This window comes from Lacticaseibacillus songhuajiangensis (assembly GCF_003946025.1).
GTDB classification, from domain to species: Bacteria; Bacillota; Bacilli; order Lactobacillales; family Lactobacillaceae; genus Lacticaseibacillus; species Lacticaseibacillus songhuajiangensis.
The window spans coordinates 47,092-72,061 of sequence record NZ_RHNR01000004.1 but is presented as its reverse complement, the minus strand read 5'-3'; the positions used below and the strand labels follow the sequence as shown (position 1 = coordinate 72,061).

Sequence of the window (24,970 nt, the reverse complement as noted above, 5' to 3'; positions counted from 1 at the left end):
TGGTAACCTTTACAGGAATTAATTTTAACCAGCTTAAAGGAGAGATTTTTCATGGAAACTCGTGATTACAAAGTTATTGCTGCTAGTGGTATCCACGCACGTCCTGCTACACTTTTGGTACAGGCTGCAAGCAAGTTCACCTCTGACGTTAACCTTGAATACAAGGGCAAGTCAGTTAACCTCAAGTCCATCATGGGCGTTATGAGTCTTGGTGTAGGCCAGGGTGCCGACGTTACCATCAGTGCTGAAGGTGCCGACGAAGCAGATGCTATCGCCGCTATCGACGACACGATGAAGAAGGAAGGCTTGGCTGAGTAATGACCAAAGAACTCAAGGGGATTGCTGCGTCTGACGGCATTGCGGTCGCTAAGGCCTACATGCTCGTTCAGCCGGATCTTTCCTTCACAAAGAAGACGATTGACGACACCGATGCTGAAGTAAGTCGTTTCCAGAAGGCAATTGCGGCGTCCAACGCAGATCTCAAGTTGATCCGCGACAAGGCTGCTGCTTCTCTCGGTGAGGAAGAAGCTCAGGTTTTCGATGCCCACATGATGATTCTGGCAGACCCTGAGTTCACCGGTGCAATCGAGTCCAACATTAAGGACAACTCAGTTAATGCTGAGCAGGCTCTTCAGGACGTTTCATCCATGTTCATCTCTACTTTTGAAGCGATGACGGACAACGCCTACATGCAGGAACGTGCAGCGGACGTCCGCGACGTTTCCACCCGTGTGATGAGCCACTTGCTCGGCGTGCAGCTGCCTAACCCAGCGCTGATTGACGAAGAAGTCATCGTGGTTGCCCACGACCTGACACCTTCCGACACCGCTCAGCTGGATAAGAAGTACGTCAAGGCTTTTGTTACCGATATCGGTGGCCGGACAGCGCACTCTGCCATCATGGCACGTTCGCTCGAAATTCCTGCCGTTGTTGGGACTCAGGACGTGACGACTTCCGTTAAGAACGGGCAGCAGATTGCTGTTGATGGTCTGACGGGTCAGGTTGTTGTTGACCCGACTGACGAACAGACTGCCAAGTTTACCCAGGAAGCTAAGACCTACGCTGACCAGAAGGCAGAGTGGGCTAAGCTGAAGACTTCAGAAACCCTGACAGCAGATGGCAAGCACTTTGACATCGCAGCTAACATCGGGACACCTAAGGACCTTGATGGTGTTCTTGACAACGGGGCTGAAGCCATTGGTCTTTACCGGACCGAATTCTTGTACATGGACTCCTCTGAGCTTCCTACCGAAGACGATCAGTTTGAGGCCTACAAGAAGGTTCTTGAAACCATGTCTCCAAAGCCGGTTGTTGTCCGGACTATGGACATCGGTGGTGACAAGCACTTGCCTTACATGCCACTGCCAGAAGAAATGAACCCATTCTTGGGTTACCGTGCGATTCGCATTAGTTTGGACCGCCAGGAAATCTTCCGCACCCAGTTGCGCGCACTTCTGCGGGCTTCCGAATACGGTAAGCTGCGCATCATGTTCCCAATGATTGCTACAATCCAGGAATTCGAAGCTGCTAAGAAGATCTTCCTTGAAGAAAAGGACAAGCTGGTTGCTGACGGCGTTAAGGTTGCCAGTGACATCCAGCTCGGGATTATGATTGAGATCCCTGCTGCGGCTGTTCTTGCGGATCAGTTTGCTAAGCACGTTGACTTCTTCTCCATCGGGACGAACGACTTGATCCAGTACACGATGGCTGCTGACCGTGGTAACGAACATGTTTCTTACCTCTACCAGCCATACAACCCATCAATCCTGCGCCTTGTTAAGCACGTCATTGACTCTGCTCACAAGGAAGGCAAGTGGGTTGGCATGTGTGGTGAAGCTGCTGGTGACCCAATTATGGTGCCACTGCTGCTTGGCCTTGGCCTTGACGAATACTCCATGAGCGCAACCTCCGTACTGAAGGTTCGTAGCCTCATGAAGAAGCTGTCAACCGCCGACATGAAGGAACTTGCTGAAAAGGCGATCAACGAAAGCATCTCTAATGATGAGAACAAGGCTTTGGTTGAAAAGGCTGTTCACAACAAGTAAACCATTCAAAATGAGTCTCCCATGTGATTGGGAGGCTTTTTTGTATGGCTGACTGGGTGTGACACGAATAGTGCAAAAAGAAGCCCATCTCTTGACGGAGATGGGCTTCTTTTTATACGAAAATAATTAGTCTCGATATTCATGCGGTGCGAGGACCTTGTAGCCAATCTCGTGATAACCGCCGCTGTTGGCCGCACGTGTGGTAAACTGGCGCAGAGGGGTGAAAGCGGGCGTTTCTTTCATTGCGAAGAAATCCGTGCTGTGTTCCCAAGATGACAGGAGCAGGTATTGAATGCGGTCCGTCTTAGCGCGCGCAAGAATCATGCCACCGAGACCAGGGGCAATTTCACTACTGGTGAACAACTTGTCCATTTGGCTAGTGAAGACAGCCTCTTCGTCTTCCGTGATGTAAAAGTACATGCACTGGACAAACTCACCGGTCTTGACCGTCCCGACTTCCTTGCTAACGTTAAAACGCACGGGTGCGGAAAACTTGCCTTTCCCGGACAAATCAAGCAACATGCTGACTTGCTCTGGTGAAGACGGCTTGAGTAAGAACGCTGGTTCTGGTGTTTTCTTAATTAAACTGGCCAGGAGGCCCTGGCTTCCGAATACAGTTTGAATGAATTGCGTCATAATGAGCACCTCCGCTACTAGTATACCGCTTTCACCAGGAATATAATGAGCAAAAAGGATGATGAACATGCAATTACAGATTTTAGGTTATTACGGCGGTTATCCCGATCACGGTGTCGGGACGAGTGGTTACTTGCTAAGTAGTGGTGATTACCACCTCGCCATGGATTTTGGTAGTGGCAGTCTGTTGGCACTGGAAAAAATCATGGATCCACTGCAACTTGACGGGGTCCTGCTCACACACTACCACCACGACCACACCGCCGACGTGGGGCCACTGCAGTACTTGTGGCAGTTAAAACCCGGTGTCAAAAAAGAACCCACTTTACCACTGTACGGCCACACCAAGGATCCACTGAATTACGCCGCACTGACTTTTGGCGACTTCACTAAAGGCATGGGCTACACAGCTGACAGCGTGCTGAACGTGGGACCATTTAAGCTGAGTTTTCTGGAGACTGAACACCCAGTACCAGCATTTGCGGTACGTGTGGAGGAAACGACTACCGGTAAGGTGTTGGTCAACACGAGTGATACGCGCTACTTCGCCGATTTGGCAAAGCTTAGTGCAGGCGCGGACCTGCTCCTGGCGGACACGAACTTCCTGGCCGACAAGCCAAAGCCGCGGTGGCACTTAACGGCGCCCGAAGCAGGACAGATTGCGGCTGATGCTGGCGTGCAGAAGTTGCTATTGACCCATTTACCACAAACCGTTGATCTGGAACTACTCCGGCGGCAGGCGCAGGAGACTGCAGGCGCAATTCCCGTCGGTCTTGCTAGCGATGCAGCAAGCATCACAATTTGATTCGGATTTAATTAGTGTTACAATAAGCCTTCAACCGTCGATTCATTGTCGCTGTATTTTCAAGCTGTTATAATGAAGAGGCATGGACGGTACTGAAATGAACGGGGGTGACCGTATTGGAAATGGAGCGCATTAACAAGGACACAATTCGTGTCATGATGACGCTTGAAGAACTTAATGACCGCGGCATCAAGATGTTAGACTTGGTGCAGGATCACAAGCAAATTGAGGACTTCTTCTATTCGGTTCTTGATGAGGTCGATAGCACACACACATTCGTGAATAATGGTCCGGTGACATTCCAGGTGATGCCGAATGGTGGGGGACTTGAGATCTACATTTCACGTACTAATCAAGACGACACCGACGATGAGACGAATGAGGACGCCTTTCAGCTGGACGGCGATGACGCTGACGGCAATGATCAGAATCAGCCGCAGGGCGACCGGTTCACGCGCATTGCGCGCGACAAGCTCTCGCAGTTCTTTGGGGATGAGACAGGCACTGCAAACGACAAGCAGCCAGCCGCAAAGCAAAGTTTCTTCGGGGATCATGACCACGTGCGTAGTGTGGTGATTGCCCTCGACAGCTTTGAAGACCTGATTAGCCTCGCCCAGGAGCTGTACCTGAATGGCGGCAAGAGCGACCTGTACAAGTATCAGGACGCGTACTTCCTAGTGCTCACCTTTGACAAGGACTTTGTCGAAGACTTCGATGCGGAGCGGCAAGCGAACATTGCAGCTGAATACGGTCACTTGAGTCCGGTCGGCGCGGATGTTTTGAGCGAGTACGGCCAGCACCTGATTACCGATAGTGCGCTTGAAACTGCGCGGTACTACTTTAAGTAAATCGATAAAAAAGCGTCACCGTTCAGTCTTTTGACTGCGGTGACGTTCTTTTTGTGTGTTGCCGTTAGTTTACTTGTGGCCTTTAATCCAGTCCGCGTACATTTGGTCCAGTAAGGATGGCTTGAGAATGACGTGCACCTTGTCGGTTGCCACCTGCATCTGCAGCGGCAGACCGGTACTCGGGTCACCATCAATGCGGCTTTTCAACTTGGCGCCGGGACTCGTAATTGTCAGTTCATTGGTGGCAAAATACGTCATTCCAGGCAACTTGTCGAACTTGCCCGCCAGAAAGTAGGGAATTAGGAGAAGGGTGCGGCCCCAAGTCATTTTGGGGGCAACAAAAACATGGAATAAGCCGTCGTCGGGTTTGGCTTGGGGCGCGATGTTCAGAAAGCCGCCGACGGAATTCGTCATGGTAATCAGCAGGAACGCTGTGTCGCGGTGCCAAGTTTGGTTAGCGCCTTTAATTGTGAGTTGCCAGTGTTGGTTTTTGCTGAGGCTGCGCAAACCGCGCGTGAGAAACACTAGTGGGCCAAAGCGCTGTTTTTCTTTTTGCGAGATAGAAACCGTCGCGTTGGCAAGGACCCCCATGGTTAAGGTCGAGATCATCACCCGGTCGTTCACAAGGCCAATGTCGAGCGGCTGCGGCTGCCCTTCGAGCAGATTCATGACTGCGAATTCTGGCGTCATGGGGATGTGCAGAACTCGGGCAATGTTATTAACTGTGCCTTTTGGGATGATGCCCAGGAGGGGTGGCTCACGGCGCTGCACGAGTCCCTCGGCAACCTGATTAATGGTGCCATCACCGCCAATTGCGACTGCGACGTCCGCCTGCGTGGTGAAAGCAAGGGTAGTCGCATCGCCCGCTTTGGCTGTTGGCCGCAGAAATACCTTGTGTCCAGCGGCTGTCAAACGTTGTGCCACGTACTTAGCGACTTTGGCCGCACCCTTGTGGCCGGCCTTGGGATTGTATATCAGTGCGTAACTTGTCATGGTTTCCGCCTCCTGACGTTATTTGGCCTTATTTTACCATGCCTACATGCGACTGGGGAGAGGGGGCACATCCGGATTGTCACAATTTACCGTTAAATCTTCACGGATTCTTGGTGGATTCGGCCAGTTATTTTCAAAATGCGACGGCATACTGAGTTTATTCCAAATGAAAGAGGTTATGCCTATGTCTCACTTATCTGCAATCACCCTCGCTTCTGTATCTGCGGGCACCATCGCCGCCGTCGCGCTGGTCTTGCGCCACCGCCGTCGTCTTGTGAAGATGCCGAACTAAAAGTGGTCACGTCAGGTTTTGAACAAGCAAAAAGTCGCCCTTAGCAATCCGCAGGGATTGTTAAGGGCGACTTTTTAGATGCGCCTGGCTACATGAGAAAACGAATTAGAGCTAGGGTGGCAACGCCGACAATGGCAATGACGAGCAGCGAGCGGGTAATGATTGCGGCGAGCACGCTTGGTAATGCTGCGAGAATATTCGGAACATTGGGTTCAGGTAAATGGCCCAAGTGCTGGGTGAACATGTTGTCAAAGACCAGGGCGGCCATGATAGCAACGGGGACGAAACTGAGGAATTCTTGGAGTAGTTTCGGCATGTTGAACTTTTTCAAGATCACAAATGGCAGCACGCGGCACAACCAGGTGACCAGGCCGGTACCGAGGATAACAAGGAGCAAGTAATTAAAGCTTGGCATGGTGTTGCACCCCCATTCCGACGAAGCAGGCAATTAGCGTGACGACGAGCACCAGCAGGCTGGACGGGATGAAAATCATCCCGACGTAGGTCAAAACGAGTACCAATAAGACGACGCTCAGCTGTAAGCTGAGTTTAATGCCCTTATCACCAATGATTTGCAGGTAGAGCAGGCCGATGAACATCGCGACTAAGGCGTAATCGAGCCCGAATTTTTCCGGATTACTGATGAGATTGCCCAAGAGGTTGCCACCGAGTGAGGCAGCGGCCCAGGCGCTGTACGCGAAAATATTGGCCGCATTCAGCCAGGGATAGCTGAGCTGCTGCTGGGTGTAGTTGAGCTTACTCATGCTAAGCGCGAAGGTTTCATCTGTGAGTAGGGTGCCGAGCCAAATGTTGCGCACCATACTTTCGTTTTTGAAGTAGCGCGCGACGGTCATGCTGGTGAGAATCATGCGCGCGGACAGCATGAAGACCGAGAGCACGATGGAGATATACGGACTGTGGGCCGTCAACATGCTGACGATGACGAATTGAGCAGCCCCACTGTAAGTGATGAGTGCCATCAGCAGGGCGCCAATAGCGGGGATGCCAGCTGCGTAGCTGACGATGCCAAAAGCTAGTCCGATACCGATGTAGCCGAAGACGGTTGGCAGAGTATCCGCCAAGCCGGTTCGGAAGTCGAGTTCATTATTCAAAGGTTTCACCGCCTGCAAAATTTATGTAAAAAAAGACGAAATCGTCTGGATTTCGTCCGCTCAATGGCTAGCTTAGAGTGCAATCGGGTTATCGTAATCGACCAAGTGGGACAACTTGTCGGCCTGATTCCGAATATCTTCGGGGAGGCTTTGTGCAATCGTGAAAGTAGTCTGCATTTTGTGAGGATCAAAATCACCCGGAACACTGATGATGGTGTAGAACGTGTCGTCCTTGTTATCGGGAATCGATGACAGGGTATACGCGGCAAGCGCAGCCTCATCATCTGGCAGCTGGTTCAAGAAGTCTGCGAGAACCCTGTAGGAGTAGTACACAGCCTCGATGTAGGTTACACCGGACGCATAAAGCTGCGGGATGTTGAGGAACTCAATCGTATACCCACTCTTCGTCTTGGTGTTTTTGGCGACGAAGAAATACCGACGTCCTGTTTGTGCCATATCCATCCCTCCTCTACGCCCAACATTATAGCACGGTTAGAAAATGGCTACAAGCGGTGGACGTTTCTAATTTTTGCAACCTTAATAGTTTAACACTCAGCTTGCTATTTTGCCACACTTTTTGCCACAAATACGGCATCTACTATAATATAGACGTCATTGACTGCGTGCGGCGCAACCGGCATGCATTGTTAGCAGATTTTTATACTTCAATCTGGCGAAGATGCTTGGCAAGTAATTAAGGTTCGTGCTATACTAATTATCGTTCTGATGCGGTCGTAGTTTAGTGGTAAAACTTCAGCTTCCCAAGCTGATGTCGCGAGTTCGATTCTCGTCGACCGCTGTAGTACCTAATGAGAAGGAAGATCCGGAATGAAGTATTCCAGTGAGCCCCTTGTGGTGAGATGTGGGCATACCGATACCGGGGCGCGCCTTTGAGGGCAATTTAAAATGTGTGAGCGGGCGGTAACGCCAACTAGAGTGGTACCGCGGGCGTGGCTCGTCTCTTTCATTTCCATGAAAGCGGCGAGTTTTTTTGTATAAACAGGAGGAAAATACATGGATTTCAAACAATCAGTCGTCCAGGCACTTGCCGGTGTCTTAAAGGATGATCTTAATGAGGACCAGATTAACAAGTTGATCGAAACCCCTAAGTCAAGTGACCTGGGTGACTACGCCTTCCCGTGCTTCGCGCTTGCGAAGGTGCGGCACATGGCGCCAGCCAAAATTGCTGAAGAACTCGTCGGCGAAATTGACGCCACTGGTTTTGAGAAGGTTGTCGCTACTGGCGCCTACATCAACTTCTTCCTGGCAAAGACGACTTTTGCCACCGCCGTACTGGCAGAAATTGCCAGCAAGGGGAGTGCTTACGGTGACCAGCAGCTCGGTAGTGGTAACGTGCCAATCGACATGTCTTCACCTAACATTGCGAAGCCAATGTCCATGGGTCACTTGCGGTCAACAGTGATTGGGAATTCCATTGCCAAAATTCTCACTAAGATTGGTTACTCACCAATTAAGATTAACCACCTGGGCGACTGGGGTACGCAGTTCGGTAAGCTGATTGTGGCTTACAAGAAGTGGGGGAGTGAGGAAGCCGTTAAGGCCGACCCAATCAAGAACCTGCTTGAATACTACGTGCGCTTCCACGCAGAAGCTGAAACTCAGCCAGAACTGGACGATGAAGCACGTGCTTGGTTCAAGAAGCTTGAAGACGGCGATGAAGAAGCGCACAAGCTCTGGAGCTGGTTCCGCAGTGAAAGCCTGAAGGAATTCAAGCGCATCTATGACATTCTTGGGGTTGAGTTCGACAGTTTCAAGGGTGAGGCTTTCTACAACGACAAGATGGACGCCATCACCGACGAACTGGCTGCTAAGAACTTGTTGCAGGAAAGCCGCGGTGCCGAAATCGTGGATCTCAGCAAGTACAACTTGAACCCAGCGCTGATTCGCAAGAGTGATGGTGCCACGCTGTACATGACTCGTGATTTGGCAGCTGCAATCTATCGGTACAAGACTTATGACTTTGCCCAGAGCCTTTACGTGGTGGGGATGGAACAGACCGAACACTTCAAGCAGCTCAAGGCCGTTCTTAAGGAAATGGGTTACGACTGGGCCGATGACATCCACCACATTCCGTTTGGTCTGATCACTGCCAATGGTAAGAAGCTTTCCACACGTAAGGGGAACGTTATCTTGCTGGAGAAGGTGCTCCACGAAGCCGTTGACCTCGCTAAGGAACAGATTGCCGAAAAGCATCCTGACCTCAAGAACGCGGACGAAGTTGCGGAAGCAGTCGGTGTTGGCGCGGTGGTCTTCCATGACCTGAAGAATGAGCGGGTTGATAACTTCGACTTTAACTTGAGCGAAGTGGTCCGTTTTGAAGGTGAAACTGGGCCGTACGTGCAGTACACGAATGCGCGTGCCAACAGTATCCTGGGCAAGGCTGCAGTGAAGCCAGATGCCAGCGTTGCACTGGACGATGGCAGCGCCTGGGACGTCCTCAAAATGTTGGCGGACTACCCAGCAACGATTGCCCGGGCTGCGCGTGACTACGAACCTTCTGTGATTGCTAAGTACGCACTGAAGCTCGCCAAGACCTTCAACCAGTATTACGCGCACACCAAGATTCTCGTCGAAGACCAGCAATTGCCAGCACGTTTGGCACTCGTGCAGAGTGTGTCCGTCGTACTCACGTCTGCTCTTGATCTGCTCGGCGTTAAGGCCCCTAAGGAAATGTAGTCGCAGGAGGAGTTCCGAATGAAAAAGGCAGAACGACAAAAGATTCTCGCCCAGATTATCGGTTCGTCGGTAGTCCAGACGCAAGAACAGTTGCTTCAGGAGTTGAGTAAGTGTGGCATTCAAGCCACGCAGGCAACCATTTCCCGTGACATTCGGGAAATGCGGGTCGTGAAGACCAAGGACGGTGCGGGCGTCAGCCGCTACACCATTTTGAAGAGCATGGGGGATGACAAGCTCACCGACCGGCTCAACAACATGGTCAAAGAGGTTGGCGTCAGCATCACCCGGGTCATGTTCATGAACGTCATCAAAACGTTGCCGAGCAACGGTAATTTGCTCGCGGCGCTAATTGACGATGCGAATTTTCCGCAGGTTGTCGGGACGGTTGCGGGCCACGACACCATCGTGGTCATTGGACCAGACGTCGAGTCTGCAGAGTGGTTCTACTCCCAGTACCATGACGCGCTCATCAAGACTAAGAACAAGTAGCGTGCAAAACGCCCAAGCTGGTATATCCGGCCTGGGCGTTTTCGCTGTCCGTCAGCGTAAGTGTTTTGGCGACGAAGTCGCGCACGACCTCTGTGCCGTTTTCATATCGCCGCTAGGCGGTGAAGTCGGCAACTCCGGCGTGAGTGCGCTTGGGCTGCGCTCCGGAGAACTACGTCGGGCGGGACCGCTCCAGGCGGCTTCGCCGTCTTTCGCTGGCAGATTTGCCGCAAACCCGGCGTCAAATCCGCGCTCCTGAGATAATCTGCGGTGTACACCCGGCAAAATCAGCCGGGCATACACTGCAGATTATCTTGTCGCCCGACTCCGTTCCCTCCGCTCCGCCCAAGCACACTCACGCCTCCGTGGCCGACACATACTGAACAGAAAACACCACAGAGACCTGTGACAGCGCACTGAAATGCTGAGGTTGATGTTCGGCTGTACCCAGGCTGCGTAATTGGACAATTACGCAATTACTGTATGCCGCATGGTAAAAGTATTCGGGTGTTTGATCAGCCAATGAATCTCTCACGATGCCAGCATTATTCAATCACGTGTCCATTTTTGGCCGATATTCTCGCCATCGAAGCCTGAAACTTTCACCACCACAGTCATGTGAATGCGCGTCGGAACTGGGTCGGATTGGCGGCAGCGGACGGGAAGGGTGTGCGTGCCCACGAAAATGGCAGTGTATGTTTCGCACATGGACTTCGTGCGAAATGTACACCGCCATTTTCGTTAGGAGCGGGATTTTGCCGGCGGGTTTGCGGCAAAATCGCCAGTGGAAGACAGCGCAGCTGGCTGGAACGGTCCCACGCACACCCTTCCCGGGAGCGTAGCAAATCCGACCCAGTTCCGACCTTCGGTCTAACAGTAAATTTCAACCCGAGCATCCTTGCGGATGAAAGTTTTCCGACCTACGCTGACGGACAGCGACACACCAATTTAGAATTCAGGCGGACATTCAATCGCGAGTGGTTGCTCGCTGAATGGCCTCGTGAGCAACATGCGTGTTGCGTGCAGGTACAAGCGGTCGGCAGGGTGGTCGCCATACAGTGGGTCGCCAACGATGGGAAACCCGATGCTAGCCAGGTGAACGCGGATTTGGTGTGTGCGCCCCGTATCCAGGCGCAGTTCGACGCGGGCAGTATTGTCGTCGGCCGTGAGCCGTCGGTAATGCGTTCGCGCCGGTAATCCGTCTGCTGCAACGGTGCGCTTGCGGACATCGTCATCCGCATGGGCAATCGGCGCGTCGATGGTGCCACTAACAGGAATGCCCGCTGCAGTGAGTGCGGTGTACTCACGGCGCATGGCTTTGGTTGCGAGCTGGCGATTGATGATGGCCTGGGTCAGCGGATCTTTGGCAAATAAGAGTAGGCCGCTGGTTTCCATATCCAGACGGTGAGTGATGAAAACGGGACCGTCGAGATAAGCAGCAGCGCGGTTTACCGCCGTGTCAGTTTCATCAGCGCGGTTGGGGTGCGTTTTCAGTCCGGCGGGCTTGTTCACGACCAGCAACTGGGCGTCTTCGTACACGACTGGAAGTGGCTGGTAACTCGGGACGTAAGCTTGCGCGTCTGCGGTATAGTTTAAACTCACCTGGCTGTTAGCCGGTACCGCGGCGGAGACGGGCCGGTACTTACCGTCGATGAGGATACCGTGGCTCATCCGCAACGCCCCTTGGTAGTGCTTTGGTAGCAACCAAGCACGCATGAGCGCGCGTACGCTCGGAAAGGCATTGGGTACGACAATCTTTTGCTTAAAATCGGTCAATGGTCCCACTCCAAATCTGTGAAAAATATGTAAACTGTTATTAGTAAGTCTGGTATTCAACATGTTTGTGCTACAATGCCTGAAGCGATAACTATTCTAGTATAAAACACTTGCGACGCAAAACGGCGCGGAAGGAGCGGCATTTTTGAACAAGGAACAAGTGAAATCTGGCATCGCCCGCGCCGCTGGCGTTGCTGGGCACGCCATTGCGCGCTTTATGCGGCGCTTTCAAATTATTCGGTGGGGGATTTTGCTGGTCCTCCTTGTGATTCTTGGTTTTAGCAGTTATTTTACCTACAAGGCGAAGACGTCTGACGTGGAGAACATTAAGAGTTCACTGCAAACGAAGACGGTCATTCTGGATCACAATAATAAAGAAGCAGGCACCCTATACTCGCAGAAGGGGACTTACGTCGACATTGACAAAATTTCGGTCAATGTTCAAAACGCGGTTATTAGTACCGAAGACCGGACCTTCTACAAGAACTGGGGCTTTAGCATTAAGGGTATTCTCCGTTCAGTCGTGAATCTGATCATCCACCGCGGGGCCATCACTGGTGGGGGGAGTACGCTGACCCAGCAGTTAGCTAAGAATACTCTGCTCACGCAGAAACAAAGTTTTCTGCGTAAGGGCCAGGAAATTTTCATGGCGGTGCAGATTACCAAGGAGTACAGCAAGAAGGACATTCTGGCGATGTATCTGAATAATGCCTACTTCGGTAATGGGGTGTGGGGTGTTCAGGACGCCTCCCGCCGCTACTTCGGAAAGGATGCCAGTCAGCTCACCGTTGGTGAAGGCGCGACGCTTGCCGCGATGCTGCGGAACCCGAGCTTCTACAACCCGATTGACCACATGGACAATGCCATCTCGCGGCGTAATCTCGTGTTGCAGTTGGAAGTGGAAGCTGGGCATCTAACGAGCAGTCAGGAAGCCGCAGCCAAGCAAACCAGCCTGACGCTGAAAAATACCTACACTAACGACAATGCGGACAAGTACCCATCGTACTTTGACGCCGTGATTGATGAAGCCGTGAAGGATGGGGTGTCCGAAAACGATATTCTGAACAAGGGTTACAAGATCTATACGACGCTGAACACGACTTACCAGGACAAGATGGATGCCACCTTCCAGAAGAGTTGGCTGTTCCCGGCCAATGCTAGTGATGGCACGATTGCCCAGGCAGCGTCAGTTGCGGTGGATCCAAGTACCGGTGGTGTACTCGCAGTTGTGGGTAATCGCGGGAAGCACGTATACCGCGGTTTGAACTACGCCACGCAGTTATCCGGACGTTCGCCGGGATCAACGCTCAAGCCGCTGATGGTGTACACGCCGGCGATTGAAAATGGCTACCACTATGATTCCGAGCTTTCGGATGATAAGCAGAGTTTTGGCAAGAACAAGTACACACCGACGAACCCAACGGGTGCTTACCAGAGCAAGGTGCCAATGTACACCGCACTCGCGCAGAGTCTTAATGTGCCGGCCGTGTGGTTGCTCAACAAAATCGGGGTTCAAAAGGGTGTTAACAGTTTGGCGCGCTTTGGGATTGACCTGAAAAAGTCGGACCAGAACTTGTCCGCAGCGCTCGGGGGTGTCAGCACCAACATTACACCGCTCGAACTCGCGCGTGCTTATTCCAGCTTTGCGAATGGTGGCAGCCTGCCGCAGACACATTTCATCCGCAAAATTGTCGATGCCTCGGGCACGGTGGTTTACCAAAGCAACGCCAAAAGTCAGTCGATTATGACTAAGAGCGTGGCCAAGGAAATGACCAGTATGATGATTGGTACCTTCACCCACGGGACGGCGGTTAATGCTAAGCCAAGTAACTTCACGGTTGCCGGGAAGACCGGGAGTTCTGAAGTGCCGACCTCATGGGGTTATGGCACCAAGGACCAGTGGCTAGTGGGATACACGCCGGACGTGGTCATTGCAACCTGGACCGGTTTCGAATACACTGATAAAGATCATTACTTGTCAGGCACCAGTGAGGATGGGGTTTCCAAAATCTTCAAGGACGAAGCTGAGAACATTCTGCCGACAACACCGCAGACGAGTTTTAACACGCAGGATGCGCAGACGCTCGCCACCCAGCAGGGCACCGCGAATGCTAGTTCGAATGCAAGCAGCGCCTGGAGCGGTATCCAGAGTGGCGTGCAAAATGGGATTGATTCCGCGAAGAGTACCTTGAGTCAGTGGGCGGATAACATCAAGAGTTTCTTCAACAATTAAAGGAGAGTACACAATGGTTAACATTTACGACAACGCAAACGAAATGGCAGCAGCGCTCAAGAGCACTACGCAGTACCAGGAACTCAAGCAGGCATTTGACATGCTGAAGCTTGACGCCGTGGCATACGGGCTTTTTGAACAGTTCCAGACCAAGCAGGTTGCCCTGCAGCAGAAACAGGCTACTGGTCAGGAATTGCCACCAGAAGACCTCCAGGACTTGCAGAACGTTGGCGAGAAGATGCAGAAGATTACGGCCATCCAGGACCTGATCAAGAAGGAACAGGCCATGGCCGGCTTGATGGATGAATTGAACGCCATTGTGAGTCAGCCCATCGCTGAACTATACCGTCCAGAAAACGCCTAAATCAGTGAATAAAGGTCCCGACATCGTGGTGTCGGGACCTTTTATTTTGCGCCTTGCCTGCGCTAGGGTCACATTATGATGGTAATAAGGTCCCAAAATCGGTATGATGAAGGCAGAAGAATGATGGAGGTAACAGAGTTGGCAAAACGCTTATTTGAGTATCGGAACGGTGACGAGATGCAGTTGTCACTGCTTGTGAAATCCGCAGACACCCGCATTGCTAAGAACGGTAAGAAGTTCATTTCCTTTATTTTGCAAGACAAGAGTGGCCACTTGCCAGCCAAAATGTGGGACGCATCTGACGCTGCCATTGAGCAGTTTAAGTCTGGCGTCGTGGTGCGCATTACCGGCAAGCGCGAGCTCTACCACGACAACCCGCAAATTAAGCTTTACAGTATCCGCCTCGCCACCCAGGAAGAGGGCGACAACCCGAAGAACTTCCTGGAGCAAGCACCAGAGAAATCCACCCAGATGGAAGAAGAAATCGGCAGCTTCGTGTTCGATATTCTCAACCCGAACTGGAACCGCATTGTGCGCAAGTTGCTGGCTGATCACCACGATGCCTTCTTTAGTTACCCAGCGGCTAAGGCCAACCACCATGCCAACGGTGGCGGCCTGGCCTTCCACACGCTATCCATTTTGCGCCTTGCCAAGCAAATTGGAGAGCAGTACCCGAACATCAACGTGTCCTTACTATACGCAGGCGCAATTCTGCATGATATGGGCAAAACGATTGAACTAAGCGGGCCAGTCTCCACGGAATACACCGTGACGGGGAACCTGATTGGCCACATCGTGCTCATCGATGAAGAGATTATTCGCGCCTGCATCGAGCTGAACATCGATTCAACCAAGGAAGACGTGGTGATGCTTCGGCACACCGTCCTGGCGCACCACGGCCTGCTCGAATACGGCTCACCAGTGCGGCCACAGCTGCCCGAGGCGCAGATCCTGCACGACCTGGACGAACTAGACGCTTCCATCAACATGATGACCAACGCGGTTGCGCGCGCGGACGAAGGGGACTTCTCCGAACATCTCTTTGGGATGGACAACCGGCGCTTCTATAAGCCAGCCTCCATTCAGCACTACTCTGGGCGGGATAGTCAGAAATAAGCTCGACCATTTAGCGATTCGGATTTCCCGAACCGCTATTTTTTTTGCACTGCATTAATAAGCCAAGCGCAAAAAAAACCACCGCTATTCGGCGGTGGAAAATTATATTGGGGGGAATTTTTTTAGGGAGTGGGTAAAATGAATGAGTGGAAACCTGTCAATAAGGTAGCACTCATGTTGATAGGTATGGATATCATCTATCCATACACCTAATATAGCAGACCTATTTAAAAAGTGGACGCAGCATTTGAAAAGTAACGTTCTGTTTTTTGGAATAATTAGGCATAACTGATACTTGATTTAGTAATTTAGATGATTTTGTGCATAAATGCAGTCACAATCGACTTTGTCGGCCAATTTACTGTTGCCGCCAGCATTTTGGCAAAACAAAAAGGACCACGCTGCCGTGATCCTCAGTGTTACTTATTAGTTGCTGGTGGTTGTTGCAGTGCTGCTGGAAGAAGAGCTGCTGTCAAGGTAGGTTGACAGAACATCCTTCAGGTCGTTGTCCTTAATCTTGACGTCGGCCTTCTTGAGAACCTTGGCAATGACCTTGTTCATGACGGTCGTGTCGGATTCCCATGTGGTGTAAATCTGCTTCTTCAGTGCCTTCTGAACGGAGGCATCGCTGAGCTTACCCTTACCTGGGGTGCTGATCAGACGAATGACGTGGTAACCGTACTGCGTCTTAACAGGCGTTGTGGTGTACTGGCCATCCTTGGTCAGCTTGAAGGCAGCCTTCTTGAAGGTGGAATCAAGCTGAGTATCGGTGTTGTCAAAGGCGGTCAACTTACCACCGTTGCTCTTGGTACCAGTATCGGTGGAGTTCTTTTTAGCAAGCTTGGAGAAGTTTGCCGTGGTGTTCTTTTCCTTACCGAACTCGTCGATAATCTTCTGGGCCTGAGCCTTAGTCTTAACCAAGATGTGCTGAACAGTAATCTTTGGTTCGTAAGACTTGTACTGGCTAGCCAGCTTAGCCTTGCTAATCTTCTTTAAGTCCTTGAGGGCAACCTCGGACAGAAGGGAAGTGCGAATCTGATCCTTAAAGGAGGATTCGGTGTAACCGTTCTGGCTAAGAGTAGAAGCAAAACTTGAGCCGTATTGCGCCTTAACGGCGTTGAACTGCTTGGTCACTTTAGACTTGGAAACTTTGGAACCGTACTGCTGATCAAGTGCCTTGGCAACAATCATGCTGCGCAGGACCTGCTGGCCAGCAGAACTCTTCTTCATCTCTTTGTAGTAGTCGTCCTGGGAAATCTTAGCACCCTTCATACTTGCGACGGTGGAGCTAGAGCACCCTGCAAGCAAGACGGCAACGGCAAGTCCGGTGAAGCCGACGATCCATTTCTTCATTTTGACACATCCTAATCTATAGTATTATCCGCGCATGCGAATCTGGGTTCTAATATAACACAAGCGGCGCTTCTGTGCGCCGATTCACAGTATTTTCACAAATCCTTAGTGAAAAGGTCGTAGCAATTCCGTGCCCTTGACTGGGAAAATGAAAACTGCCACAAAATACAGGAGCATTGTCTTGATTTTTCAAAAAGAGCTTATAGTCCTGACCTATTTTGATAAATCAGTGTAGGTAATCAGCCACGACCCAAGTGCCGACTTAGCTTTCTTAATCTTGACGGTTACGGTGTCACCTTTTTTTACAGAGATTTTCGGATTCTCATCACTGATGAAGTTGAGATGTTTACCTGCCCACATCGTATGGCCGAGTGTTCCGTTTGGGACGACCTTTGCCACTTTGAAACTTACGGTTTTACCGTTAATGTTCTTTCCGGCATTGAGCGCAGACTCCGCTTTCGCAGCACTGGGATAGTCGGCCTGTTTTTGACCACACGCAACTAGGACAAGGCTGATTGAGAATAGGGTGAGAATGGTGGCGATGATTTTTTTCATTTAGTCGTCCTCGGTATTTGTTGTCTCTGGCAGGGCGTCGTTAATCCGTGTCATGCTGTCTTCAATTTTTGCCAAGTGCGGTGCCGTTTTGAAGTTAAACGCCTCGACGTCCTTTTGGATGCCGTCCAGTGCGGGCTCAAGATTCTCGACCTGCGCGGTTTGCAGCTTTTGCAGCGCAGTCTGCAGCTTAGTGATGCCATGGCGCAACTGCTGAACGTCTTGCATGGTGTCTTGACCCCATTTCTGGGCTGCAGCGCGGTTTTCACGGCCGCTGTGCTTGTTTGTGAGGGCACCGAGCACACCACCGAAAACGAGTCCGGCGACTAGTCCTTTACTAAAACTCATGCCTAGTCCTCCAGCTGCTGACGGATGCCGGCGGCGATGGCTTCCAGCTTGGCACTGTCATATTGGTCAGAGTGGTCACCAAAATGAATGGAGAAGTCATCATTGGCGCTGTAACGCGGGATGAGGTGAATGTGAGAATGGAAGACACTCTGGTAGGCAAGCTCACCATTGTTGTTGATGATGTTCATTGCTTTGATGTCGGGGTTGCTGGCCTTAATTGCCCGCGCAATTTTCGGCAGACGGGTGAAGACGCGGCTGGCTAGATCTTCGTCATAAGCGAAGATGTCGGCAACATGCTTCTTCGGCACGAGCAGTGTGTGGCCAGGCGTTGCTTGGCTCAAATCAAGGAAGGCCTTGACCTCGTCGTCTTCATAAATGGTCGTGCTGGGGATTTCCCCGCGAATAATTTTGCAAAAAATGCAGTCGTCCATGTGATTCCCTCTCTTCTTTAATTAATCCATATACCCGTATGTTATCATTTTGGTAGTCACAATTACAGATTGGAAGGTACGCTAAATATGAGTTTGGAAATTAAAAATCTGGTTGGCGGTTATGGGCAGTTGCCGGTCCTCCATGACCTGAGTTTCAGCGTTGCCGCTGGCGAAGTGGTCGGCTTAATCGGGCTTAACGGTGCGGGTAAGTCCACGACCATCAAACACATTATTGGTCTGCTGCGGCCGCAATCGGGCAGCATCACCGTCAATGGCGTTACGCTTAGCGAAAATGAGAATGCGTACCGCCAAGCGATTGCCTATGTTCCGGAGACGCCGGTGCTTTATCCCGACCTCACCTTACGTGAACATCTGGAGTTGAGCATGATGGCGTACGGACTGGACGAGCAGCTTGCTTGGCAGCGGCTCGACCCAATGCTCAGTAAGTTCCGCCTCGATAATAAACTGGACTGGTTTCCCGACAACTTCTCCAAGGGGATGAAGCAGAAGGTGATGATTGCGGCGGCCTTCATGAGTGATGCCCAGCTTTTCATCATCGACGAACCATTTACCGGTCTCGATCCAGTGGCGGTCCACGACCTGCTTGACCTGGTTGCGGCCAAAAAGCAGACGGGCGCCAGTGTACTCATGTCAACACACGTACTGGCGACAGCGCAGGACAACGCGGACCGCTTCGTACTTCTGGGCGATGGTCACCTGCGTGCCCAGGGGAGCCTCGCGCAGTTGCGGGCACAGATGCAACTGCCAGATGCCAGCTTGGATGACATCTATATGCGCATGATTCAGGAGGCCTAGCCGTGGACACATTATGGAGTAAACGGCGCGGCCGCCATTTGAAGCTGCAAAGCAAATACTTGCAGCGCGTCTTCAATGATCACTTCGTCCTCGTCCTGCTGATTCTGTTTGGGGCTGTACTATACGCGTACAGTCGTTTCGTGAAGAGTCTGCACGGCAGTTCCGCCTTGCTCATCGTCGCTGTCAGCGCCGCGTTGGCCTTGAGCTTAAGTATTGGCCGCCTAGCGACTTTAGTGCAAAAAGCAGATGCCGTCTTCTTGTTGCCCCAACTCGGCAAAATGCAGGCATACTTACGTGGGGCTTTTCGCTATAGTCTCGCCCTACCACTCACGGTGCAGTTGCTGGCGACTTTGGCTGTTTGGCCAATCATGCGCGGCGGCGCAGCTGTTCCCACTTATTGGGTGCTACTGCAGATGCTTGCCCAACTGGCTTGGAAACTGGCTGACATGTATTTGCAGGAACTTGGGCTGTTCTGGAGTGGACTGCAAACAAAGCGGGCGCGACTGGCACTGATGGTGCTTGCTTTTGGTCTGACGCTCGTGGGTTTGTCGACCAGTCCAGTTATTGCCTTAGCAGGCGCTGGGGCTGTTTTCGTCGCGATTCGTCTGCAAGCGCGGCGCATTCTGAGCGTTGCGAACGTGAACTTAGAGCTCATGATTAAGACGGAAGCCGCGCGGCAGGCGCGCATTTACCGTTTCTACAACCTTTTCACCGACGTCCCCGGATTGGGCGGGGGTACGTCGCGGCGGCGCTACATGGATGGCCCGCTGAAGCGAATTCAGCGCACGCAACAAAACAGCTGGCTGTACCTGTATGCCCGCGGGCTTGTGCGTAGTGATGAATATTTTGGCCTGACATTTCGCTTGGGTCTGGTTGGCGCCGTCCTCATCCTGATTGCGAACCAGTGGTGGCTTGTGCTCATTATTGGTTTGGCAATGCTATACCTGCTAGACGTGCAACTGGCACCACTGAGCAAACGCTATGACGAGATTGTATTCACCCACTTGTTCCCGATTGACCGCGCGCAGCGGGTGCCGGCTTGGCGCCAGGTGGCCATTGGCGCAACCTTAGCAGCAGCGCTGATTATGGCCGTAGCGGCAATTGTGCGCTTTCACGTCCTTGGCTTGGGCATTAGTGCGGCGTTCTTAGTTGCCGCGATAGTCATTCCGGGTGTGTTTGTGGTGGCGCGCGTGCGCAAGAATATGTAGAATATACTTCGGACTGAAAAAACTGCCGCGTATCGGTCCAGTGGACCCACGCGGCAGTTTTTATTCGTAGTAATGATGAATTAATAGAAAAGAAGAGGATTATTATATGCGTTTGCGCAACAAATCGTGGGCAAAGCCGCTGATTGCGGCTCACCCCGACATGATTAGCATTACCCCCAAGGGGATGCAAGGCAAGTGGCAGGAAAAATTTGCTACCGAGCAACCACTCATGCTGGAAGTGGGCTCCGGTAAGGGCCAATTTATCATTGGCATGGCCCAGGCATACCCAGAACGGAATTTCATCGCCCTGGAACTGCAGGAAGTGGCAATCGCGTACATTCTGCGGAAACAAGTTGAACTGCAGTTGCCGAACTTGCACCTGATTCTGGGTGACGGCGCGGACTTGAGTGAATACTTTGCACCGGAAGAAGTTGCCGGCTTGTTCTTAAACTTCTCTGACCCATGGCCAAAGACTCGCCACGAGAAGCGGCGCTTAACCTACAAGAGCTTCTTGGCGCAGTACGAGAACATCATGCAAAAGGGCGCCACCCTGCAGTTCAAGACGGATAACCAGGGCTTGTTTGAATACTCCCTGGTCAGCATGAACAATTACGGGATGCACTACGATTTGGTCAGCCTGGACTTGCACAAGGATGCGCGCGTTGAAGGCAACATCGAGACCGAATACGAGCAGAAATTTAGTGCTAAGGGCGGCCGCATCTATGAACTCAAGGCGCGCTTTAGCACGGCTGATTAGTCAAAAGTAATCACACCGGTGGCGATGTCCGCGGTGAAGCCGTGTGTGCGCCGCCCATTTTGGGTCGCAACAATGACGCCGCCGCGCATTTGCAGGCTATCGGTGTTGCCAGTAGGGATTTCCGTCATCCAGCCGCCAAGCACCGGCAGGCTTTGCATGTCTTTTGCAGCCTGCAAGAGTGACTTGATGCGGCGCGCGTGGACAATCTTGCTGCGCTGGACACTGGCAGCGGTCGCGATGGCAAGAAGACCGGTGGCAATTACTAGGCTGATTTTGGTAGATTTACGCATGGGGCGCCTCCTGTGAACTTGATTGATGCTTTCAGTATAACGCATCATTAGTTGGCGCCGGTAGCAGATTGAATTACGGGGTGTGCACGGCACACCGATTGGGAGGATATTATCACGATGTTGATTTCTAGTTACAACCACGCCGCACTTGGCGACGTACTCATCACCTTCGTTGCTGAGGACACAGACGCGCAAGTCAGCGAGAAGCGCGGTGATCTCGTGCAGATTAAGGACGCAAAGGGACAGCTGCTCGGTTACAACTTCTTTAACGTATCAAGTACACTGGGTCAGCTCGCTGATGGCCAAGTTTTCCTTGATCAGCAGCAGGTTGCCAAGCTTAACGAGCTCATTCAGGCTGCCGGCTTTGCTGAAGAATTGACCGCTGATGACGCACCAAAGTTCGTCATTGGGGTGGTCAGTGAGTTTGCGGCACATCCAGACTCTGATCACCTCCACGTGACGCAAGTTGATTTAGGCAACGGCCGGAGCGAACAGATTGTTTGCGGCGCACCGAATGCGGCGCTCAGTCAGCACGTTGTTGCGGCTTTGCCGGGTGCCATGATGCCAGACGGCAAAATGATCTGGCCGGGTGCACTGCGCGGCGTTGATAGTTACGGTATGCTCTGCTCCGCCCGGGAACTGGCGCTGCCGAACGCACCGCAGAAGCGCGGTATTCTGGTACTGCCTGACAGCATTCCTGCTGGGACCCCGTTTGATTTTGCCAAGGCTGCTAAGTTCCTGGCTAACGCGTAAATCCTAAATCGCAGCGACTAAAAACTTGTGCAAGTACCGGTGCATTTTTTTCACCTTGTGTATGTCATCACGGGTCTGGTCCGGACCAAATCTGTGCTATCATTGAACCACAGCTGAAGGAGGGATTGTCATGGCGCATTATGACGGACCGGCTTTTAACCGCGAAGGGCAAAAGCCTGATTCTCCGGCGCAAAAAGCGCAGGAACCAATCACGTATCACTCTGTTGATCCGATGTCCCAGTTTGTGACCCCACCAAGTGTGGCTTCACGGACGAGCAAGGCACCGGTGATTAACTACGCAGATATTACCGCCAAAATGCAGCGGCCGGATGATGCGGTGATTCTCATCGCCGGTGCTGATGATGCTGCGGTGGATGAGGATAGTGCCGAACCAGTTGCAGTAGCCCAGGTGGAGACGCCAGGTGCAACTGCAAAAGCACCAGAAACTACCAGTTCGGCGCAAGTAGACTCTGCGCACGTCGCTAAACGGACGCCGCGGGCTGTGCCGGTCGAGGACGAGTGGTGGCCGGTGGAACTGAACGCAGAGCCAGTGGTTTTGCGCGATGACTCACCAGCAGCGCAGCAGCACCGCAGCACGGTAAGTGCACTTACACCGAATTTTGCGCCGCTTCCGGATTGGAATGTGACGCATGACGCGGTGGCTGCATACTTGCGGCAAAAACAGCAGTAAGCTGACCAAACGAATATAGAAAGAAGAATTACTTCATGAGCGAAGAAACTGACTACTTCATTGGTATTAAGGGTTCCGGAATGAGCGCTTTGGCCCTCATTCTGCATGATTTAGGCCACAAGGTATTGGGCAGTGACATTACCCAGTTCACGTTCACACAGCGCGGTCTGGAAAAGGCAGGCATCGAGTGCTTGCCTTTTGACGCGGCTAACCTGAAGGAAGGCTACACCATCATTGCAGGGAACAGCTTCACGGATGAACATCCAGAAGTTGCCCGTGCCCGGGAAATGGGTCTCAAGGTCTACCGTTACCACGAATACCTTGGTAAGCTGATTGAAAACTACACCAGTATTGGCGTTGCCGGTGCGCACGGTAAGACCAGTACCACTGGTCTGCTGTCCCACACGCTCAGTGGCGTTGCCAAGACGAGTTACCTGATTGGTGACGGGACCGGTGTTGGCCAGAAGGATTCCCAGTTCTTCGTGTTTGAAGCGGACGAATACCGCCGGCACTTCTTGGCATACAGCCCAGACTACATCATCATGACCAACATCGACTTTGACCACCCGGATTACTACACCGGTATCGAAGACGTGTACGACGCATTCGAAACTGAAGCCAAGCAGGTTAAGAAGGGCATCTTCGCTTGGGGCGATGATCCTTGGTTGCGTAAACTCAAGGTTGATGTGCCGGTCTACTACTACGGGGTGAGTGATAAGGATGACTTTATCGCTAAGAACGTGGTGCGTTCAACTGAAGGTTCTGCCTTTGATGCTTACTACCATGACGAATTAATCGGTCACTTCATGGTGCCACTGTTTGGTGAACACAGCGTGCTCAACGCGCTGGCAGTGGTTGCGGTTGCGTACACTGAAAAGCTGGACCCTAGCTTCATCGCCCGGGAATTGGCCACCTTCAGTGGGGTTAAGCGCCGCTTCTCCGAAACTAAGGTTGCCGATATGACCATTATCGACGACTACGCACACCACCCAAACGAGATCAAGGCAACGCTGGATGCTGCTCGGCAGAAGTACCCAGACAAGAAGCTTGTGGCGGTATTCCAGCCACACACCTTTAGCCGCACGATTGCTTACCTTGACGAATTTGCGGAAACGCTCGACAAGGCCGATGAAGTTTACCTGACAGATATTTTCAGCTCCGCGCGAGAACAATCCGGCAGTGTCAGTGCCGAAGACCTTGGTGCCAAGATCAGTCATGGTGGCCGGGTGCTCAAACTCGACGACATGAGTCCACTACTCGAGGAGCAAAACGCGGTCGTTGTCTTCATGGGTGCCGGTGACATTCAGAAGTACGAGAACGCCTACGAAGATCTGCTCAAGCAGAAATCTGAGAAGTAATTCTGGAGTTGATGAAAAGACAGGGGGAACCGCTTAGGGGTGGTTACCACTGTCTTTTTTTGTTTTTTCAAAAGCTGTGTTTTCGCAAAATGTGACAACAGGCAGATTGCTGGCCATAAAGTTATTTATCGGTCTAAAGTCCGGTGGACGCAATCAGCATAAGTGTGTATACTTGCCTGTTAATAAGAGATATTTGAAAGGAATGATTAGATGCAAGAACGGCGTTCCGTCAGTGAGACGGGTATTGGTCAATTTTATGGCCACTTGTATGGCATGATGGGATTAGGTTTGTTGGTGACGGCAGCCGTTACTTACCTACTGGGGGTTGTCTTCCAGGCTCAGTACTTGGCATTCATCAGTACGAACCAGGTGTTCTACTACGTGGCGATGTTCCTGCCGTTTGTCTTTATGCTATTTGCTTCCAGCATGAAGTCAGCGCAGAATCCGGCCCGAGCGACCACGATGTTCTTGCTCATGGCGGCCAGTGAGGGGACGACCCTCTCCATCTTTATGATGATGTTCAAGAGCTCGACAGCCATCGCGGCACTTCTGGTGACCGCGGTGATCTTCGGCACCATGGCGCTGGTCGGGATTTACGGCAAACGGGATCTCAGCCGTGCCGGCAGTATCGCGACAATGTTCCTGATTGGAGCATTGGTCATGAGCTTCCTGAACTTCTTCATGCACTCCACTGGGATGGCGATGATTTTGAATTATGTTATCCTCGGGGTCTTCATCGTGCTGGTTGCCTATGATAACCAGCGCTTGAAGCAGATGTATTCCTACGCGGAAGCGGAAGGCGACGTTGCCGTTCGTTCTTTGGCAGTGCAGGGTGCCATCATGCTCTACCTGGACTTCCTCAACCTGTTCATCACCATTCTCCAAATTTTCGGAATTAGCGACAATCGTAACTAAAGTTAATTGCAAGAGCCCTGTGAGGGGCTCTTTTTTGTTGTTACTGCCCGTCAGCGTAAGTCCGCGCCCGCAAGGGTGCGACCTGCACTTTAAAC

Annotated in this window: 27 protein-coding genes and 1 tRNA gene; 17 read left to right on the top strand and 11 right to left on the bottom strand. The window is 52.0% G+C overall.

Annotated features, from left to right (window positions below; genetic code table 11):
* The first annotated feature begins 51 nt into the window (after window positions 1–51).
* Both EKM97_RS02295 and ptsP read left to right on the top strand, forming a co-directional pair.
* Window positions 52–318: a phosphocarrier protein HPr gene (locus EKM97_RS02295; protein ID WP_125570658.1), complete on the top strand. Its 267-nt coding sequence runs from the start codon at window positions 52–54 to the stop codon at window positions 316–318.
* Window positions 318–2,045 carry a phosphoenolpyruvate--protein phosphotransferase gene (gene ptsP / locus EKM97_RS02290; protein WP_125570657.1) on the top strand — a complete coding sequence of 576 codons (1,728 nt, stop codon included), beginning with the start codon at window positions 318–320 and terminating at the stop codon, window positions 2,043–2,045. The genes EKM97_RS02295 and ptsP overlap by 1 nt, the downstream gene beginning before the upstream one ends.
* Before the next feature lie 126 nt (window positions 2,046–2,171).
* Here the strand turns inward: ptsP and EKM97_RS02285 are convergent, their stop codons facing one another.
* The gene (locus EKM97_RS02285; RefSeq protein WP_125570656.1) at window positions 2,172–2,681 is read right to left on the bottom strand and encodes a hypothetical protein; all 510 of its coding nucleotides are present in this window, start codon (window positions 2,679–2,681) and stop codon (window positions 2,172–2,174) included.
* A 67-nt stretch (window positions 2,682–2,748) separates the two neighbouring features.
* Here EKM97_RS02285 and EKM97_RS02280 point away from each other — a divergent pair, with 67 nt between their 5' ends.
* Both EKM97_RS02280 and EKM97_RS02275 read left to right on the top strand, forming a co-directional pair.
* Window positions 2,749–3,486 carry an MBL fold metallo-hydrolase gene (locus EKM97_RS02280; protein ID WP_125570655.1) on the top strand — a complete coding sequence of 246 codons (738 nt, stop codon included), beginning with the start codon at window positions 2,749–2,751 and terminating at the stop codon, window positions 3,484–3,486.
* A 122-nt stretch (window positions 3,487–3,608) separates the two neighbouring features.
* Window positions 3,609–4,334 (top strand): adaptor protein MecA, encoded by a 726-nt coding sequence (locus EKM97_RS02275; RefSeq protein ID WP_225419197.1) that lies wholly within the window; start codon window positions 3,609–3,611, stop codon window positions 4,332–4,334.
* Between the two features lie 69 nt (window positions 4,335–4,403).
* Here EKM97_RS02275 and EKM97_RS02270 read toward each other — a convergent pair whose 3' ends face one another.
* From EKM97_RS02270 to EKM97_RS02255, 4 genes are all read right to left on the bottom strand, one after another.
* Entirely contained in the window at window positions 4,404–5,327 is a 924-nt protein-coding gene (locus EKM97_RS02270) for a diacylglycerol/lipid kinase family protein (RefSeq protein ID WP_125570653.1), read from the bottom strand.
* Window positions 5,328–5,707: 380 nt separating this feature from the next.
* Window positions 5,708–6,034: an AzlD domain-containing protein gene (locus EKM97_RS02265; RefSeq protein WP_125570652.1), complete on the bottom strand. Its 327-nt coding sequence runs from the start codon at window positions 6,032–6,034 to the stop codon at window positions 5,708–5,710.
* Complete coding sequence (locus tag EKM97_RS02260) at window positions 6,021–6,731, bottom strand: AzlC family ABC transporter permease (RefSeq protein ID WP_125570651.1); 711 nt, start codon at window positions 6,729–6,731, stop codon at window positions 6,021–6,023. The genes EKM97_RS02265 and EKM97_RS02260 overlap by 14 nt, the downstream gene beginning before the upstream one ends.
* A gap of 72 nt (window positions 6,732–6,803) precedes the next feature.
* Window positions 6,804–7,187, bottom strand: coding sequence for a hypothetical protein (locus EKM97_RS02255; protein ID WP_125570650.1), 384 nt, complete (start codon window positions 7,185–7,187; stop codon window positions 6,804–6,806).
* A gap of 272 nt (window positions 7,188–7,459) precedes the next feature.
* Between EKM97_RS02255 and EKM97_RS02250 the strand changes: the two genes are divergently transcribed.
* The 3 genes from EKM97_RS02250 to EKM97_RS02240 all read left to right on the top strand — a co-directional run bounded on the left by EKM97_RS02250 (window position 7,460) and on the right by EKM97_RS02240 (window position 9,917).
* A tRNA-Gly gene (locus EKM97_RS02250) sits at window positions 7,460–7,530 on the top strand.
* Between the two features lie 215 nt (window positions 7,531–7,745).
* Entirely contained in the window at window positions 7,746–9,428 is a 1,683-nt protein-coding gene (argS, locus tag EKM97_RS02245) for an arginine--tRNA ligase (RefSeq protein ID WP_125570649.1), read from the top strand.
* Between the two features lie 18 nt (window positions 9,429–9,446).
* Window positions 9,447–9,917, top strand: a complete 471-nt coding sequence (locus tag EKM97_RS02240) for an arginine repressor (RefSeq protein WP_125570648.1) — start codon at window positions 9,447–9,449, stop codon at window positions 9,915–9,917.
* Window positions 9,918–10,862: 945 nt separating this feature from the next.
* Here EKM97_RS02240 and EKM97_RS02235 read toward each other — a convergent pair.
* Window positions 10,863–11,630 carry an RluA family pseudouridine synthase gene (locus EKM97_RS02235; protein WP_318530762.1) on the bottom strand — a complete coding sequence of 256 codons (768 nt, stop codon included), beginning with the start codon at window positions 11,628–11,630 and terminating at the stop codon, window positions 10,863–10,865.
* A 277-nt stretch (window positions 11,631–11,907) separates the two neighbouring features.
* Here EKM97_RS02235 and EKM97_RS02230 point away from each other — a divergent pair, with 277 nt between their 5' ends.
* From EKM97_RS02230 to EKM97_RS02220, 3 genes are all read left to right on the top strand, one after another.
* Window positions 11,908–13,923, top strand: coding sequence for a PBP1A family penicillin-binding protein (locus EKM97_RS02230; protein WP_125570690.1), 2,016 nt, complete (start codon window positions 11,908–11,910; stop codon window positions 13,921–13,923).
* A 13-nt stretch (window positions 13,924–13,936) separates the two neighbouring features.
* The gene (locus EKM97_RS02225; protein WP_125570646.1) at window positions 13,937–14,287 is read left to right on the top strand and encodes a YlbF family regulator; all 351 of its coding nucleotides are present in this window, start codon (window positions 13,937–13,939) and stop codon (window positions 14,285–14,287) included.
* 138 nt (window positions 14,288–14,425) lie between these two features.
* Window positions 14,426–15,403 carry a 3'-5' exoribonuclease YhaM family protein gene (locus tag EKM97_RS02220; RefSeq protein ID WP_125570645.1) on the top strand — a complete coding sequence of 326 codons (978 nt, stop codon included), beginning with the start codon at window positions 14,426–14,428 and terminating at the stop codon, window positions 15,401–15,403.
* Between the two features lie 426 nt (window positions 15,404–15,829).
* On the opposite strand, the gene EKM97_RS02215 is transcribed toward EKM97_RS02220, so the two are convergent.
* From EKM97_RS02215 to EKM97_RS02200, 4 genes are all read right to left on the bottom strand, one after another.
* Window positions 15,830–16,756: a peptidylprolyl isomerase gene (locus EKM97_RS02215; RefSeq protein WP_125570644.1), complete on the bottom strand. Its 927-nt coding sequence runs from the start codon at window positions 16,754–16,756 to the stop codon at window positions 15,830–15,832.
* A 213-nt stretch (window positions 16,757–16,969) separates the two neighbouring features.
* Complete coding sequence (locus EKM97_RS02210; RefSeq protein WP_125570643.1) at window positions 16,970–17,311, bottom strand: lipoprotein; 342 nt, start codon at window positions 17,309–17,311, stop codon at window positions 16,970–16,972.
* Window positions 17,312–17,656, bottom strand: a complete 345-nt coding sequence (locus EKM97_RS02205; RefSeq protein WP_125570642.1) for a hypothetical protein — start codon at window positions 17,654–17,656, stop codon at window positions 17,312–17,314.
* A gap of 2 nt (window positions 17,657–17,658) precedes the next feature.
* Complete coding sequence (locus tag EKM97_RS02200) at window positions 17,659–18,087, bottom strand: HIT family protein (protein ID WP_125570641.1); 429 nt, start codon at window positions 18,085–18,087, stop codon at window positions 17,659–17,661.
* A gap of 87 nt (window positions 18,088–18,174) precedes the next feature.
* Between EKM97_RS02200 and EKM97_RS02195 the strand changes: the two genes are divergently transcribed.
* The 3 genes from EKM97_RS02195 (at window position 18,175) to trmB (ending at window position 20,868) form a co-directional block, all read left to right on the top strand.
* A complete protein-coding gene (locus tag EKM97_RS02195) occupies window positions 18,175–18,903 on the top strand; it encodes an ABC transporter ATP-binding protein (protein ID WP_125570640.1) in 729 nt (242 codons plus the stop codon).
* 2 nt (window positions 18,904–18,905) lie between these two features.
* Complete coding sequence (locus tag EKM97_RS02190) at window positions 18,906–20,111, top strand: ABC transporter permease (protein ID WP_125570639.1); 1,206 nt, start codon at window positions 18,906–18,908, stop codon at window positions 20,109–20,111.
* 106 nt (window positions 20,112–20,217) lie between these two features.
* Window positions 20,218–20,868, top strand: coding sequence for a tRNA (guanosine(46)-N7)-methyltransferase TrmB (gene trmB / locus EKM97_RS02185; RefSeq protein ID WP_125570638.1), 651 nt, complete (start codon window positions 20,218–20,220; stop codon window positions 20,866–20,868).
* Here trmB and EKM97_RS02180 read toward each other — a convergent pair.
* A complete protein-coding gene (locus EKM97_RS02180; RefSeq protein WP_125570637.1) occupies window positions 20,865–21,158 on the bottom strand; it encodes a hypothetical protein in 294 nt (97 codons plus the stop codon). The two genes, trmB and EKM97_RS02180, sit on opposite strands and share 4 nt — an antisense overlap.
* A 117-nt stretch (window positions 21,159–21,275) precedes the next feature.
* Between EKM97_RS02180 and ytpR the strand changes: the two genes are divergently transcribed.
* The 4 genes from ytpR to EKM97_RS02160 all read left to right on the top strand — a co-directional run bounded on the left by ytpR (window position 21,276) and on the right by EKM97_RS02160 (window position 24,875).
* Window positions 21,276–21,911 carry a YtpR family tRNA-binding protein gene (ytpR, locus tag EKM97_RS02175; RefSeq protein ID WP_125570636.1) on the top strand — a complete coding sequence of 212 codons (636 nt, stop codon included), beginning with the start codon at window positions 21,276–21,278 and terminating at the stop codon, window positions 21,909–21,911.
* Between the two features lie 130 nt (window positions 21,912–22,041).
* Window positions 22,042–22,602, top strand: coding sequence for a hypothetical protein (locus EKM97_RS02170; RefSeq protein WP_125570635.1), 561 nt, complete (start codon window positions 22,042–22,044; stop codon window positions 22,600–22,602).
* A gap of 35 nt (window positions 22,603–22,637) precedes the next feature.
* Entirely contained in the window at window positions 22,638–23,960 is a 1,323-nt protein-coding gene (gene murC / locus EKM97_RS02165) for a UDP-N-acetylmuramate--L-alanine ligase (RefSeq protein WP_125570634.1), read from the top strand.
* Window positions 23,961–24,170: 210 nt separating this feature from the next.
* Window positions 24,171–24,875, top strand: coding sequence for a Bax inhibitor-1/YccA family protein (locus EKM97_RS02160; RefSeq protein ID WP_125570633.1), 705 nt, complete (start codon window positions 24,171–24,173; stop codon window positions 24,873–24,875).
* The last annotated feature ends 95 nt before the right edge of the window (window positions 24,876–24,970 follow it).

Bases quoted from the DNA above. Each gene is read 5' to 3' on its own strand.
- EKM97_RS02285 (WP_125570656.1), bottom strand. From the start codon at position 2,681: ATGACGCAATTCATTCAAACTGTATTCGGAAGCCAGGGCCTCCTGGCC.
- trmB (WP_125570638.1), top strand. From the start codon at position 20,218: ATGCGTTTGCGCAACAAATCGTGGGCAAAGCCGCTGATTGCGGCTCAC.
- EKM97_RS02265 (WP_125570652.1), bottom strand. From the start codon at position 6,034: ATGCCAAGCTTTAATTACTTGCTCCTTGTTATCCTCGGTACCGGCCTG.
- EKM97_RS02225 (WP_125570646.1), top strand. From the start codon at position 13,937: ATGGTTAACATTTACGACAACGCAAACGAAATGGCAGCAGCGCTCAAG.
- ptsP (WP_125570657.1), top strand. From the start codon at position 318: ATGACCAAAGAACTCAAGGGGATTGCTGCGTCTGACGGCATTGCGGTC.
- EKM97_RS02230 (WP_125570690.1), top strand. From the start codon at position 11,908: ATGCGGCGCTTTCAAATTATTCGGTGGGGGATTTTGCTGGTCCTCCTT.
- EKM97_RS02275 (WP_225419197.1), top strand. From the start codon at position 3,609: ATGGAGCGCATTAACAAGGACACAATTCGTGTCATGATGACGCTTGAA.
- argS (WP_125570649.1), top strand. From the start codon at position 7,746: ATGGATTTCAAACAATCAGTCGTCCAGGCACTTGCCGGTGTCTTAAAG.
- murC (WP_125570634.1), top strand. From the start codon at position 22,638: ATGAGCGAAGAAACTGACTACTTCATTGGTATTAAGGGTTCCGGAATG.
- EKM97_RS02210 (WP_125570643.1), bottom strand. From the start codon at position 17,311: ATGAAAAAAATCATCGCCACCATTCTCACCCTATTCTCAATCAGCCTT.
- EKM97_RS02295 (WP_125570658.1), top strand. From the start codon at position 52: ATGGAAACTCGTGATTACAAAGTTATTGCTGCTAGTGGTATCCACGCA.
- EKM97_RS02215 (WP_125570644.1), bottom strand. From the start codon at position 16,756: ATGAAGAAATGGATCGTCGGCTTCACCGGACTTGCCGTTGCCGTCTTG.
- EKM97_RS02200 (WP_125570641.1), bottom strand. From the start codon at position 18,087: ATGGACGACTGCATTTTTTGCAAAATTATTCGCGGGGAAATCCCCAGC.
- EKM97_RS02240 (WP_125570648.1), top strand. From the start codon at position 9,447: ATGAAAAAGGCAGAACGACAAAAGATTCTCGCCCAGATTATCGGTTCG.
- EKM97_RS02180 (WP_125570637.1), bottom strand. From the start codon at position 21,158: ATGCGTAAATCTACCAAAATCAGCCTAGTAATTGCCACCGGTCTTCTT.
- EKM97_RS02270 (WP_125570653.1), bottom strand. From the start codon at position 5,327: ATGACAAGTTACGCACTGATATACAATCCCAAGGCCGGCCACAAGGGT.
- EKM97_RS02205 (WP_125570642.1), bottom strand. From the start codon at position 17,656: ATGAGTTTTAGTAAAGGACTAGTCGCCGGACTCGTTTTCGGTGGTGTG.
- EKM97_RS02160 (WP_125570633.1), top strand. From the start codon at position 24,171: ATGCAAGAACGGCGTTCCGTCAGTGAGACGGGTATTGGTCAATTTTAT.
- EKM97_RS02235 (WP_318530762.1), bottom strand. From the start codon at position 11,630: ATGCGTGCTTGGTTGCTACCAAAGCACTACCAAGGGGCGTTGCGGATG.
- EKM97_RS02195 (WP_125570640.1), top strand. From the start codon at position 18,175: ATGAGTTTGGAAATTAAAAATCTGGTTGGCGGTTATGGGCAGTTGCCG.
- EKM97_RS02170 (WP_125570635.1), top strand. From the start codon at position 22,042: ATGGCGCATTATGACGGACCGGCTTTTAACCGCGAAGGGCAAAAGCCT.
- ytpR (WP_125570636.1), top strand. From the start codon at position 21,276: ATGTTGATTTCTAGTTACAACCACGCCGCACTTGGCGACGTACTCATC.
- EKM97_RS02255 (WP_125570650.1), bottom strand. From the start codon at position 7,187: ATGGCACAAACAGGACGTCGGTATTTCTTCGTCGCCAAAAACACCAAG.
- EKM97_RS02280 (WP_125570655.1), top strand. From the start codon at position 2,749: ATGCAATTACAGATTTTAGGTTATTACGGCGGTTATCCCGATCACGGT.